8 protein-coding genes are annotated in these 15381 nt (G+C 34.8%); all 8 read left to right on the top strand.

Annotated elements, in window-relative coordinates; translation table 11 throughout:
- Nucleotide 1: 1 nt before the first annotated feature.
- The 8 genes from ACQY44_RS22350 to ACQY44_RS22315 all read left to right on the top strand — a co-directional run bounded on the left by ACQY44_RS22350 (nucleotide 2) and on the right by ACQY44_RS22315 (nucleotide 15355).
- Entirely contained in the window at nucleotides 2-5854 is a 5853-nt protein-coding gene (locus tag ACQY44_RS22350; RefSeq protein ID WP_428232486.1) for a hypothetical protein, read from the top strand.
- Between the two features lie 93 nt (nucleotides 5855-5947).
- The gene (locus tag ACQY44_RS22345) at nucleotides 5948-8809 is read left to right on the top strand and encodes a hypothetical protein (RefSeq protein ID WP_428232485.1); all 2862 of its coding nucleotides are present in this window, start codon (nucleotides 5948-5950) and stop codon (nucleotides 8807-8809) included.
- Nucleotides 8810-8929: 120 nt separating this feature from the next.
- Nucleotides 8930-9202: a hypothetical protein gene (locus tag ACQY44_RS22340; protein ID WP_428232484.1), complete on the top strand. Its 273-nt coding sequence runs from the start codon at nucleotides 8930-8932 to the stop codon at nucleotides 9200-9202.
- 4 nt (nucleotides 9203-9206) lie between these two features.
- The gene (locus ACQY44_RS22335) at nucleotides 9207-9548 is read left to right on the top strand and encodes a hypothetical protein (RefSeq protein ID WP_428232483.1); all 342 of its coding nucleotides are present in this window, start codon (nucleotides 9207-9209) and stop codon (nucleotides 9546-9548) included.
- Nucleotides 9549-9681: 133 nt separating this feature from the next.
- Nucleotides 9682-10479 carry a DUF5977 domain-containing protein gene (locus ACQY44_RS22330; RefSeq protein ID WP_428232482.1) on the top strand — a complete coding sequence of 266 codons (798 nt, stop codon included), beginning with the start codon at nucleotides 9682-9684 and terminating at the stop codon, nucleotides 10477-10479.
- A gap of 11 nt (nucleotides 10480-10490) precedes the next feature.
- Nucleotides 10491-11357, top strand: coding sequence for a DUF5977 domain-containing protein (locus tag ACQY44_RS22325; protein ID WP_428232481.1), 867 nt, complete (start codon nucleotides 10491-10493; stop codon nucleotides 11355-11357).
- A gap of 210 nt (nucleotides 11358-11567) precedes the next feature.
- The gene (locus ACQY44_RS22320) at nucleotides 11568-14384 is read left to right on the top strand and encodes a tail fiber domain-containing protein (RefSeq protein WP_428232480.1); all 2817 of its coding nucleotides are present in this window, start codon (nucleotides 11568-11570) and stop codon (nucleotides 14382-14384) included.
- On the top strand, nucleotides 14384-15355 hold the full coding sequence (locus ACQY44_RS22315) for a fibronectin type III domain-containing protein (protein ID WP_428232479.1): 972 nt from the start codon (nucleotides 14384-14386) through the stop codon (nucleotides 15353-15355). Before ACQY44_RS22320 ends, ACQY44_RS22315 begins: the two co-directional genes overlap by 1 nt.
- Nucleotides 15356-15381: the final 26 nt, after the last annotated feature.

Genomic DNA, 15381 nt, shown 5'->3' with positions numbered 1-15381 from the left:
AATGAGTTCTATAAATCTACAAGAAAGCCAATCCTCAGGCTGCGAAACGTATATCGCTATCGTCGTCGATGAATCGGGTTCGATAAACGCTACCGAAGCGCAGCATATACGAAGCGGGCTAACTTCATTTATCAATTCTCAAGCTCAGAGTAACATAACACTTTCATTAATCGGAATGTCTGATAACGATGCTACTTTAAGATCTGATAATGTTATTCAAAAAAGAATTTCGAGTAATAAAGCTGAATTTTTAACCTGGACCAATTCATTTGGTTCAGGCAGGGCTAACAAACAATCTGATCACTGGGCATCTGGTTTAAAAGCGGTAAACAATTTATCTGTAATCCCGGATGTTATTGTTATCGTTACGGATGGTATGCAGGTAAACAATTCTGATGCAGTAAAAGATTTATACAGAGATTTAAATCTAAAATCGCAAATTTTTGTATACGGCGTAACAAGTACTGTAGACAATGCCAGCGAATTAGTTACTCCCCTTACCTCTTTTCTGGGAAAGACACCGGTATTAAAAAGTGGCAGTATTTCTATCCTAAATTCAGATTACATAAGAGTTCCTAATTTTAGTACTTTAGGAACCGAGTTAAACAAGCTTAATACTGATTTATCAAGTGCGCAAATTGGTTGTGTAGCCAATGTAAGTATTATTCAAAACAAATTAGTCTATCCGGTTTTAAGAAGAGGTTTGGCGGTACATAAGGCCGCGGGAGCTTTGGTACTTAAAAATAAAAGCCGCGTTGCACTAACTTTGCCAGCCGGAACAAGAATTCATAATGCCAGTAATATTAATGGACTCGTTTTTAAACTTGAAAATGCCGTTACTATTGCCGGATCATCTCAACTTGAAGTTGCCATCAGAGTTGATGGAACACCTTTACTTATCGGGAATTTTGCAGCACCTGTTGTGGTTACCAAAGTGAGTAATCCCTTGGGAATAAACATCAACTTTACTGTTACAAAAGAATTATACATTGTTGATATCGATTCTGGCAAAACAGCTTTACAATCAACTCTTTTGCAAATTGCTGCTGCGGGTTCAAGAGGAATTGACAGTACAAAAGGAATTCATCTTCGTTGGATTTTGGCTGGAGAATTAGGAGCAAACCATCTTCCTAAAGGTAATTCGTTTACAGGAACAAATTTTAATTTTAACAAACCTGATGATTTCGTAAAAGTATACAGAGCGGCTTATACTAAAGTTGCACATAAATTAGACTTAACAAAAAATCCTCAGACTACAGATAGCCGTAATGCATTATGGGTTTATAAAACGGGATTAAGGTCGATCTATATCAATTTTAAAAACAAAGCAAAGTATCTGTTAACAACAGCTAGTATTGATCCTATGCTCAATCCGTCGGGCTTTATTCAGGCTTATGGAAATGAGATTATTGAGATTGAAAATAAAAGTGAATTATTTTTTGCTGCAGAGCTAAAATTTAGTTCAGCAAACAACTCAGGCATTGTAAAATTAGAAACATTATCTGTTGCTGAAAATAGCATTGTTGCATCAAAAAGACTTAGTAATCGTAAATCCTATTCTTCAACACAAGTAAATACAATACGTGTCGTTGCAGAAAATGGAAGAAGCATCCGATTTAAAGCAAGCAGTTGTTTATTAAACGAAATCAATTTTGAATTTTATGCTGATTTTATCCTACATGCAAATGAAAATGGAGATTGGGATCTAAAAGGAAAATATGCTTTGACTACTGATGATAATAAAGCATTTGAACAATTAGAGCCAAAACTAAATGCTGTTAACGGAAAATGGTTAAAATTTAATGATGGTCAATACGTAAACGTAAACAACTATAAAGATAAATGGCGACGTGCAACCGATGATGATGATAAAAACATTAAAGAAGTTGTTGAGAGTTACTTAGAGTTAAGTCTTGTTGCTAAGAATCCTACTGCTTTAGAAACTATTAAATTTAAGGATAGTGTTCCTACCAACGAACCTAAAGAAGGCCAAGCAGCCGAATTTGCAGAAAATTCAACTGAAATATCTAATCTCGATTTATTAAACATTGCTGCAAATGATTATCATATTGCCAGAATGTTAGGTTTAGGATGTATTGATATTGATGAAACTGTTCTTTCCGGAGAATACATTTATCTAACAGAGTATATTACACTTAAAAATTTAGAAGGAGGTTCGACTCCTAAAGAAGTGCAGCACCTTTCTATGAGTATTCCAACTTCTGTAAATACAGAACGTTTGCCTCTTCCTGTACAATTGAGTAAATTTTTACCTGGCCTTAATGCAGGTTCAGATGAAGATGAACAGACGTCAAAAATTACAGATCCTGATGGTTATAGTTTTGATGGTAAGAAAAGATATGTGAGTTTGTATATGAATGATATCACGGATTATAGTGTAAATACTGCTTTTTTTAGTTCTACAACAGAATACGACGGAAGCTCCTTTACATTCCCTATCTATGCCGGTGTTGATTACAAAATCAAGGACTTAGATACCACTTGGGTAAAACCTGAATTAGCTTGTGATACTGAATACTCTAATATTACTGCAGCATTAACTCCTGGCGCCTATGAACCTGCTCCGATTATTATTCCAGAATCCGGAAAATCATTTTTAAATGTTCGTCAGGAACAAACAGGTTTGCATACCTATGTTTATCAAGGATATGGTATTAACATTTTTTCAAGAGCAACATCCGGAAGACAATTGGAGATTACTTCTGAGATTAAACCAAAGAATACCTTATTGCCGCCAACCGGAATTAATTCACTGTTGATTACAGAAGAAAATCCGTTAATGTTTACCTCAATAAGCGAACAAATCAAATTTAAAGCACTTTTCGATGATGACTCGGTAAAAGATAAAACTTACATTCGACTTCTTTTTGAATATTATGCTATTCAGGAATTACTAAGTTATCCTATTCCTGATGGGATGAGTAATACTGATGCTCTACTTGAGGATAAAATTTATCCTGATAATAAAGAACTATTTGCCGATTATTTTAAGGTATATTACAGGGATAGTCTTCCTCAAATTGAGCATGCCAAAATCGATGACATTACCAATAGCCCCACAAATGAACTTACTTCAATCATTAAAATTAAAGAGTATAAAATTCTTAGCAGCGGTGAACAAATTAAAATTAACTTAACTAACGACAATAAAAAAAGATTTATTGGAGGTATTTTAACGGTTGGGGACGAAAACTATATCGTTCAGAATATTACCGTTGTTCCTACTGTAGGAAAATTTGAATATGCTACTATTGAAGTACTGAAAAAAGAAGTAAGCGAAAGCCTTCTTTCAGATGGTGATGCTACAATAAATTCTGAGCAAATCAAAGAAATTAAGAGCCCGGTAAACCAATTGTGTTCTTTGGTTGAAAATATGTTAACCCCTGAAAACTGGAATACACCTAGCCCAATTAATTTTCAGGTTCAGTTACCACAGGCTCTGAAAACTGTTCATAGAGAAATTGTTTTACAAAAAGACAGTCAGGGAAATGACACTTTACAAGTAGAAAAAACGCGAGGAATCTGGAACAAAAGAGTCATCATCGAAGAGGTTCTGGAAGAAGCTTTTCAGGTAGATCAAAATGGTGAATATATATTAGACGCAAATAACAATGCAATTCCATTACCTGATACAGAACAAAAACATTTTGGTTTGTATCAGCTTACTTTCAAAGGACTTAAATTAGCTCAACATCCGCAATATAATGATAACAACGGAAATTCGGTTGAATGGATGAATGGTGCTGTTCGTTTATTTACTAAAAGTTGTTTTGATGGTACCAACCCTATTCCTGTAAAATCCAGAAAAGAGTTTAAAGTTGTACGAGCTGACAATATCGGAACAGATAAGGATTTAGTATTAATTATTAATGATCCTAATTTTAAAATAAAAAAAGACGGAACCCAGGAAATGGATCCAAAATATGATCATATTATCATTGAAAAAAATGAAGAGCAGAAACCAAAAGAGCAGGAAGTAAATTATTATCCAAGTTATAAAGTATATCTTTTTGCTGATCCTGCAAACGGAATTACGGCAGCAAACATTCAGCCAAGAGCCGGAGAAAGTACGCACTATTCCATTTTTGGAATTAGCAGCCATTCTAATTATCCAGACTATGATTCTAAAATTAGTGTGCCAAACCCAATGTATGCGGTCAGAATTAAAAAACCAATTAAACCTGAAGAGGTAAAAGGAGCTTTGTATGCTACAAGACCCGATTTCTTTAATAGATCGACATACACATTTACAACCCGATACACGCATCAACCTTATGGTATGCTACATTACAGGGCAAATGATGATGCTTTATTAAATGTTTTATACGAAACAGCAACAATTGCAAAAATTCGTGAAAATCTAAATAAGCTTGGCGGAAATAATGAGACTTATTTTGCGAACAGATGGCAGGATTTCTTAAATTTTGAAGAAATCATAAAACAGAGTAACCTTTTGAATCCAGTTGATTTATTAGGGCCTGATGAACAGCCAGATCCATTGCCTCCGAGGGTACCATTGAACTATGCAGAATATCCGATTAAGAATGACGCAGTATTTAAGTACCGTTTTCCCACACCGGATAGTGTTCTATTCCTTGCTGCTATCAATGAATTTATTAATTGGCACAATCAATCACGACCAACAGAAATACAGGCTCCTAATATTACTGCCCTTACTTCTATTAATGATGTAATCATTTCGACAAAATATGGAATTGAAAGAAATCTGTTAGCCATTCACTTTATAGAACAAGCCATTCATGCTGTTTTTGTGCCACTTACTGAGGTACCAATAGTTTACGAATATATTAAGGATAACGATTATGTGCCGGTCAATAAAAAACAAACGATTAAAGACAAGAATGGCAATATTTTAAAATATCCTAATCCTGAATTGGACATTGCACCAATGATGAAAATCACAGATGCAACCCAATTTAGAACACAATTTACTGATTTTAATCTAGATGGAAATTCACAAAACATTTACTTCTACGGAGTTCGTGAAATGGATGTTAAAATGAACTTTAGTGAATTTAGTACTTTTTTAGGACCTGTAAAACTAGTGCCTTCAAATCCGCCACAGACACCGGAAATCAAGCGAATCATGCCTATTTTAGAAAATAAGGTTTTAGGAATCAAACCTGCTATTCAAATAGAATTAAACGCTTACAAACCAGAATACAACATCAGAAAAATAAATATCTATCGTGCAAAAAATGTACTTGATGCACAATCGATTAGAACGATGACCGCTGTCAAAGAAATTTTAATTGATGAGAATACTTTATCTAGTGATTTTGATAGCGTTTGGACCGTTTATGATGAATTTGAAGATCTGCAACATATTCCTTTTGGAGATGGTCTTTTTTACAGAATCACGGTTTCAAGAGAAATTGAATATGCTGATCCAAGTTCGACAGAACTTAATCCGATCGTCAATATTGATTATACACCGTCTCAGCCATCAAAAATTACGGCTACAGTCATTGCTGATAATGTTTCGCCTGAATCACCAGTGTTAGAAGCCACAGGGGTTGCAACAGGAACAAATGGATCTTTATTGAAACCAGTTGTTTTCAATTGGGAAAAAACAGTTCATAATGGTACCTATATTCTTTACAAAATGAATAACCAAGGAAACTGGGAGAAAATTCATGAGATTGTTTCTAACGAAAGTACCGTAATTCTGCCTCTGGATGATATTCTGTTATACACTGATGAATTAGTGATTAAGAACGCTGATGAGGAAAGAATTTACCATCACTTCAAAGTCCTTTCCGTAAACTCTTCAGGAATGTTCAGCAGCGAAGAAAAAATCCTAACCCTTTAAATTCTAAATGAATCCCGATGAAATTATTCATTGGGATTCAAAATCAAGTTAATCAAACAAATATTTACAGAAAGAAAATAAATTTCAAATAACATGGCAACAAACAGAACTAACATTGGCAGCAAATTTCAAAATACTGATATTCCGTCTGAGAATGATTTCAAGGAGATTTTTGACAGTTTCGTTCATAAAGACGAAGACAAAGCCGACTTTCAAATGGTTGAAGGGGGTACCGATAATGACCATTATGTAACTCCAGCCCTTTTGTATACGGGTTTAAAAAACATTGGCATCGTCACAGGTAACTGTTATATGCCACACAAAGAAAACTTTGAAAATTCATTTAACGGTACTACCTTATCTTTACAAAAATTGCCTATTCGATACAGCGTTAAAGTATATAAAAACGGACAATTGTTACAAGAAGGACAAGAAGGGCAAGAAGTACAAGAATATGATTATATTGTAAATTATGACACGGCAGTAATTACATTTTCAGGAACGGTAAGTGACAGAAATTTAGAAGTAAATTATTGGTACAAAAATTTAGGTCCTAATCCTGGGGGCCAATCAGGTGAAGCAATTGATTTTACAAGTTTTTTGCATACGTCAGGAAATGAAAGCAAAACGGGACTATTAACTTTTAATAATACAACTACTACCTCAACTAATGGTATTATATTAAAAAACAGTGGTGCTGGTTCAGCTGCAACATCACTTGATGTCACTAATAGTGGTCCAGGGAACGGAATTTCTTTGCAAAACTCATCAACGGGTACGGGAGTTAAAGTATCAAATACAGGAGCCGGAGCTGCAATAAATGTAAACTCAGCGACCGGATCAACCGGAGATATTTTGCAAGTAGCAAAAAATAATGTTGTACAAACAAAAATCGATAGCGAGGGTAATATAACTGCAACTAAATTTGTTACTGCTGGCGGATTAAGATCACAATTTATCAAAGGAGATGGTTTTCCTGATCCTACAGCTTATGCAGAAGATACTAAAGTAATTCATACCTCAGGAAATGAAGATAGAGATGGGGCTTTAAAGTTAACGCATAATAGTTCTCCTGCAGAAGATGTTTTAACCATCACTAAAAATAATAGTGCTAACTGTTTAAAACTGGTACAAAACTCTAATTCTAACGCTACTACTTCTACTTTTGATACCTCTACTGCCGATAATAATAGAAGAGCAATCAGTGTTCAAAAAATAGGAATAGAAAAGGCATTTATTACACACGATGGGAATGTTAGCGGAACCTCATTTACAACATTAAATGAAAAAGCTGATATTACAGACGGGTTTTTAACTTTAGCTGATTCTGTTTCTCCAACTGCAACTGAAGGTCACGCAAAATTATACGCCAAAACTAACGGTACTACTGATATGTATGTAATGGGTAGTGATGGTGTTGAGAAGAAAATTGGTGCTGGTGGAGGTACTACAATTACTGGAACTGTTAATAAACTCGTTAAGTTTAATAGTACTGGTAATAATGTTACCGATTCAAATATCACTGATAATGATAGTTTGGTTACTATAAGTAAACCTACTACAATTGATAGTGGCACAAGTGATAATAGTGGATTAATACTGAGCAAACTTACTTCATCAGCGTCAACTGGAGTATCTACGTTTGCTACTGGAGTAGGTACAAGTGGAAAAGCTACATGTTTGACATATAAAGCTGGATATTATTATTCAGCAAATCAGGATGGGAATGTATATAAGACATCTAAAGCAACAGGTGTTACTACTATTTTCTCTACAATAGGTGGTGCTCTAGTACATTTATGTCCAGCAGATGATGGTAATCTTTACGTTACTAGAATTGGCGGAAATATATATAAAGTTGATTCTAGTGGAATAGCCGTTTTATTTAAAACAGGACTAGCTGGAAATCTTTATGGCATAGTACAAGGAGTAGATGGTAATTTATATGTAGTCGAATTACATGGTACTATATATAGACTGACTTTATCAGGAGATCTAACTATCTTATCAACAGTAGCTAACGCGTATGGGATTTGTAATGGAATCGATGGAAACTTATATATAATGAATGCAAATTCTCCAGGAGGTATTTTATATAAAGTTACCTTAGCTGGAGTAGTTACTACATTTGCAACTAATATTTCAGGAAGTCTTGGAACGGTATTTCCTATAGAAAAATTATCTGATGGGTCTTTTATATCCAATACAAATAATAATATTTTTAAAATAAGTAATACTGGAGTTGTTACTACTATTGCTGCTACAGGATTAATGTATTCAAACACCATTGTAGTAGAATCTGATGATACTTTTTACTCAATTAGTTCAACTGGTATTATTCAAAAAACATCATTACAATCTTCAAAAGTACTTAAAACGAATAGTACAGGATTAGTAATAAAATCAACATACTTAGAAGATGTTCCTTATTTAAAAGCTTCTGATGTTGATTTATCATCTTATATAAAGACATTTTCTCCTACTTTAACAGGTAAACCAACTGCTCCTACTGCCACATTAGGGGATAATTCTACTCAGATCGCCACTACGGCATTTGTCTTAGCAAATACAAGTGCTAGTAATAGCAGTTCAGGATCATTTACAGGTGTACTCACAGGGTATCAAAATAATGTAAGTGGGGTTACTATTACCACTGCAAATTATACTAAAATAGGAAATATCGTCACTCTTCAATATGCCGTAAATCTAAATATTGTTGCTAGTAATACTAATTCTTTTTTTGAGGTAGAAGCACCTTTCTTTAGAGCAGGAGTTACTATGAGCTATTATATTGGACAAGGCACAGTATATTCTACAGGATTACCACAAGGAATACCTGGACAAGCTTATTTTCTGTCAAATAATCAAGGTTATATTAGATTTTTGTTCACTTCTGAAACAGGATTTGGACCACGAAATGTAACTTTTAGCTGTCAGTATGACATTACAAAATAAGATGGCAGATTGATTACTTTAAAAATATACAATACTATTAATTTTTGCAGTTAATAAAAATAGTAAAATCAACATTATTCAACAAAAATTTAAATAAAAAAACACATTAAAATAATAAAAATGAAAACACAAGAAATCAATAAAGAACAAACAAAAGCAATCAGTACAGAACAATTAAAGAAGTTACAAGAATTTAATGTATTCATGGATAAAGCCAGATTATCATTAGGAGAATTGTCTATTCAATATGAATTTCAGAAAGCTGATATCTTAAGCCAGATTGCCGTACAGCAGCAAAACTTCAATGAACTGGAAAAAGCAATTAAAGAAGAGCACGGAGATATTCGTGTAAACATTGAGACAGGCGAAATTGTAAAACAAGAACAAGAATAAATTCTTGAAAACAATTTTAGAACAGTTATTAGGAACCACAAATTTATCAGCCTATTTGGCGTGGTTCCTCTTAACTTTCATCGGAGCTTTTACAGCGATCCTCATTCGGGCAAAATTCAAGTACAAATACAGCCACGACACCCCCTATCGCTGGTCCTGGACGTTCTTGCTTCAGGACAATCTGCTTAATTTAACTATTGGCTTTTTTATCGCTTTAACTTTTTTTAGATACTCTAATCTGGTCTTAAAAATAGAACCAAGTATCTGGCTGGCTTCTTCCATTGGCTTTATGAGTAATGAATTGGCATTGCTTTTCGTAAAATTTAGTTTTACAGCCAGAAAATAATGTAATAGTAACTACAAAAGTAACATCAAAGTCGAATAAAATCGATACAACATTACTTATCAAACTTAGACATTTGATCGAAACCTATCATTTGTAATAAGTTAGACAAATCATAATCACTTATAAACAAAGTATGGAATATTATAATACAGTAAAGTCACTGGCTGCGACAAAAAATGATTGCGACTCCGGAGTTGTCGGGACTTCTGTCACGCTTACAGCCAATGCAAATCAGTTTGTATCGACCATAAGTGTCGAAGATGCAAATGCAAAAGCAGATGCATGGTTGGCTGCAAATGTTCAGGCAAATGCTAATAATTTAGGAGCGTGCAGAACTACAGCCTGGAGAGGAATAAATCCTTCTTGCGTTATTGAACCTACAACTACATTATCTCCTTTCGACTACATGGTTGTTAGGTATAAATGGGCATTAGGAGCCGGACAAGATTTTGATACCTATACCGGAATCGTAAACACAGGAACTCCCCTGGATAATAAATGGATGGGCTGGAACCACGGATTTAATAATGAAATCCCTCAAAATGCTTTAGCCGAAAACTCCTATATTATGTGGGCAGGTGATAATCAACAGGCAAATGGTGTCGAAAGCTGCCTGGTCAATTTTAATAAAATAGCAGCCGACTACCCTGCTCTAAATACTATACAGGTCAGAATGGCAGGATCCTGGTATACAAGAGTAGGTACCGGAAATATTGATGTTGAAATCGTAACTTATCTTGGGGGCAGAATGGAAAAATCAGGATACGACATGATAAACAAATCCGGAATTCTGGTAGATCGAAAAATTTTCTCGAAAAGAGTACCAATACAAGGCACAGGTTTGTCTAAAAACATTGAAGCTGTAACTAATCTTGGATATATCACATACATCAAAGATTCCTCTACAGGACTAATCGTAATACAATATTAAAAATTTAAAGTATGGGAAATACAGGATATAAATCTTTCGCCTCATTAGAATTATACTACACAGATGATGGCAGCTCGGCAGGCGTACAACCAAAACCAAATGTAGTCACTGATCCTGATTATATTGCACCGGTTTTAGATACTGTCACTTGTGCACCTAGTATAAGATTTTATAATACAGAAAGAAAATTAAGTGCTAAAAAAAATGACTGTCCCAGAGGGTATAGTGGGAGTACTGCAACGCTTGTAGCGCCTTCAAATCTATTTTTTTCTACTGTTAATATAGCTGATGCTAACGCGAAAGCAGACGCCTGGTTAGCTGCAAATGTGCAGTCTTACGCAAATAATTCAGGAACGTGTGAAGTTACTTACATTCCGCCTTCTGGCGGTGGAGGTAGCGGTGGATGTTTTGTAGAAGGTACCTTAATTTCATTACCTGATGGTTCAAGAAAACCTATCGAAGAATTACAGCGTGATCAAATGTTGCTTTCTGCTGAAATTGAAACCTTAATTGATACCAATGATGCTAATGAGTTGTACAAATGGTCTGCTGAACATTTATCAGAAACGAGAATTGTATCACCAATAACCCAAATATCAGAGAAGCTGGCATCTAAAACAATGATCGTTAATGATGGTTTATTTGAGGCTACCCCCACCCACCTGCAACTCATTCAGCGAGATGGTTTTTGGAAATTCATTTCTTTAGGAGATATTCAGGTTGGAGACAATTTATACACCATCGATAAGGAAATTATTTCGGTTACATCTGTTACTATCAATTTAGAAGAACGTAAGATCTATCCGTTGACATTAAATCCATTTCACACCTATTTTGCCAACGGGATTTTAACTCACAATTATAAACAAGCATACTAAAATTTGATTTACTAAAAAAGTAATTCATCTGCTTAAAGTATTCAAGATTCCACCCAAATTCAGCATTAGATTTTTTTAAACCAGAAACAAAAAAAGCATCTCTTCATTAATAAATGAGTCTCTTTTTTCTCTTACAGTTTAGTCTAATGCAGGATTTGGGTTTTCCAGATTAGTATCTAAAATAAAATTACTATTTAATAAAAAAATAAGATGAGTATCGATCATAACAGAATAAAAGTTGCCGATTTAGAAAAAAATAAGTCCAATAAAATATTATGTACAAATGATAATGGGGAATTGGAATTTAGTGACCCAAATATCATTTTTATTAATGACCTGACTTCAGGTGGCACTAAAAAAGCCCTGACAGCTGAAATGGGAAAAGCTTTGCAGAATAATAAAGTGGATAAAGCTGCAGGCAAAAATTTACTTTCAGATACTGAAATTACACGTCTGGGGACACTTTCGAATTATACTCATCCTTCCAGTCATACTCCAGGTATTATTACTCAGGATCCTGATAATAGATTTGTAACGGATGCCGAAAAAGCAACCTGGAACACTAAACAAGCTTCCTTGGGGTTTGTTCCTGAAAATGCAGCTAATAAAAATGTAGCTAGCGGTTATGCAGGACTTGGCACTGACGGAAAATTAATTTCTTCCCAACTTCCTTCTATTACTGTAAACGACACATTTGTTATTGCTTCTCAGGCAGCAATGTTAGCATTAAACGTAGAAACTGGAGACATTGCCGTTAGAACCGATTTAAGTAAATCATTTATTTTAAAAGGTACAAATCCGTCAGTTCTAGCAGACTGGCAGGAATTATTAACCCCAACTAGCGCTGTAACAAACGTTTTTGGGCGTAATGGTGCTATTACCTCTCAAACAGGGGATTATAACGCCGATCAAATCTCTGAAACAGCAAATAGAAAATTTCAATCTGCCAATCAACAAACTTTTAATGATGCTACTTCAAGCATCCAGACGCAATTAAATTCTAAAGTTTCTACAACGGGTTCTGGTGCATACGGTAACTGGCCAATTAATATAACAGGAAATGCAAATACTATTGGAGGACTAACTGCGGGTTCATTCATGAGATCTGAAAACAGCAATGGTTTTTATGGAATGGCAAATTCTAATGGTGATACAACAGATTGGATTAGAACCACTCTAAATGGTTTACTACCGTATCAATCAGGAAATTCAGGAAACATTGGAACAGCAGATTGGAATTTTAACTCTATTTATGGTGTTACATTATTCGAAAACAATACTTCATTATCCAATAAATATTTAGGTATTAATGCTAATGCAGTAACAGCAACTAATCTTTCATCAAACCGAAACAATTGGAATACCAATGGTACAAAAAGTGCAGTTGTAGGTCAATTGAGTTGGAATAATTACGGAAATGGTCATACTATTTTTGATGCTTCTTCTGCTTCTTCACCAGATGGTACATCAATTAACAATACTAATTCTGAAGTAGCCTGGACACCAACATATCCGTCTCTAATGGGTTGGAATGGTGCTAATACTTTTGGTTTGAGAGTTGATTCTGCAAGAATTTCGGATCGAACAGCAGGAGCAAGTGGCAATCTTTATATTGATGATAATTATGGCTGTGGAATTGTTGGAAAATATTCAGATACAAGATACCAAGGCATTTATGCCATGGGTGACGCCTATAAATTATCTGGTGACGGCTCTACCACTGGCAACTGTTACGGATTAGCCTGGACACATTCTAATATTGGTGGCCAATCTAAAATGGGTTTAAGCCATCAATTATTAGTCATGGAAGCCGGTATTGCGAAAACGGCTATAGGCACAGGTCTTTGGACATCTGGTGTAATATCTACCGGACAAGCTTCATCTGCTCTGGGTAATTTTGGAGCTTCAAATTTATGGGCAGGAGCACAATATCCTACCCTATTCAGTTCATCGGCAGAAAAATGGATTATGCATGCTAATCCACATATCTGTTATACTGAAAATGGTAGCAATGGTTATACAGGTTCTATGACAGGATCGACAATACGATTTGCATCAAATCCAGCCGTTAACGCTAACTGGGATTTAGGCGTGGGTGTTTGTTCTGTTGGAACGGATGTATTTGCAATAGGCAGAGACGGTACAGCGGCAGTAACAATAAATAATTCCCTTAAAATGGAGGCAAGGCAAATTAGTGTTGTCGGCACAGGAAATGATTACTCATCAAGTGGTTTAGAAGTTAGAGGAAATGGTCCTGTAAATTCTGTATTCCCATCGATTGGTTTTCATCAGCCTGGAGTAGCGGCCTCGAGTTTGCAATTAAGGGGGCCAAGTGATTTTAGATTTTATGCCCAGGGAGCTTCATCTTATGCAAACGTAACAGCTGCAGCCATAACATCATCAACTACAATATCAGCTGCTCAATATTTTAATACTGCTCCTGCTCATGGTAACGGTTATGGATTTTGGGGAGGTCATTCAAGTACGTATGGTATCTTAATGTCGGACTCTGGAAATGGAAATTACGGTGGTAGAATTGCTGGTGAAACTACATCTGACTATAACATGTATTTTTCAATGGCCCAAGGAGTTAATCGTGGTTTTATTTTTAGAAATTCAATTAATACCCCTCTGCTTGCTATTCATGAAAATGGTGTTAGAGCTTCAAATGATATCATCGCATTTTCTTCTTCAGATGAAAGGCTAAAAGATAATATTAAGAAAATTTCAAATCCAATTGAAAAATTAGCCAAAATTAATGGCTATATGTTTGATTGGAATGCGAATCAAAATACACATACCGGTCACGATATTGGAGTTATTGCTCAGGAAATAGAATCTATTATTCCGGAAATTGTTACTACTCGTGAAAATGGTTATAAAGCGGTAAAATATGACAAGCTTGTTCCTTTATTGATTGAAGTTACAAAAACCCAACAAACACAAATTCAAGAACAACAACAAACTATTGAAACTCTAAACGAAAAAATAAAACATATTCTCGAACATTTAAACTTAAAATCATAATGGCTTTAAATCCATCTGGTCAAATATCCATAAGTGATATCTGTGGCGAAAAACGCATACCTACAGCCAATTCATCTCTAACAACATTATCTACTACTAATATTAATACCGCCAGTATTGCAAAACCTAATGGTGTTGCGCCACATAGTCTAACTGAGTTCTATAGTTATAATCATTTTGCAACATCTATTGATACCACTCCTCCCAACGATCCAATTCTTTCAAGTAGTCTGGGAGGTTCAAATAGTATAATTTTATCCTGGACTATTCCATATGATAATGTTAGAATTACAGGCTATGAGATATATTCATCAGGCAATTTGTTTGACTGGTACTTAGTTTATAGCACAAATTCCGGATCAGTTACCTCCTATACGATTGATGGATTATCCTCTGGCAAAAGATATTATAAAATAAGGGCCAGAGATGCCGCAGGAAACTGGTCAGTTTATAGTAATACAACAAGCCAAACGATATCAACAGGTGGTAATTGTTTTGTTGAAGGAACATTAATCACATTACCTGATGGTTCCAAAAAAGCAATCGAAGAATTACATCTTTATCAATTGCTGGCTTCTGCCGAAATTAAAACATTAAATGATTCTAATCAGGTAAATGAACTTTACCAGTGGTCTTCTGACTATTTATCAGAAACTAGAATTACTACTCCAATAACTCAAATAACGAAAGAAGTCGCCTATAAAACAATAATTATCAATGGTGGTTTATTAGAAACGACTCCAACTCACTCTCAATTAATTCAGCGTGATCGAATTTGGAGATTCATTCCAATAGGAGAAATTATTGTGGGAGATAATTTATATGGAATCAATAAAGAAATTATACCTGTTACTTCTGTATCTGTCAATTTAGAAAAAAGAAACATCTATCCTATGTCATTGAGTCCATCTCATACTTATTTTGCAAACGGAATATTAACACACAATGTTAAACCTACGGATCCCGTCTAAGTGAATTATAAAATTAACAAAGACAA

The sequence above is a fragment of the Flavobacterium sp. genome, from assembly GCF_965277525.1.
Lineage (GTDB): Bacteria > Bacteroidota > Bacteroidia > Flavobacteriales > Flavobacteriaceae > Flavobacterium.
Note: the sequence above shows the minus strand (reverse complement) of the source record. Positions and strands in the feature narration are given on the sequence as shown.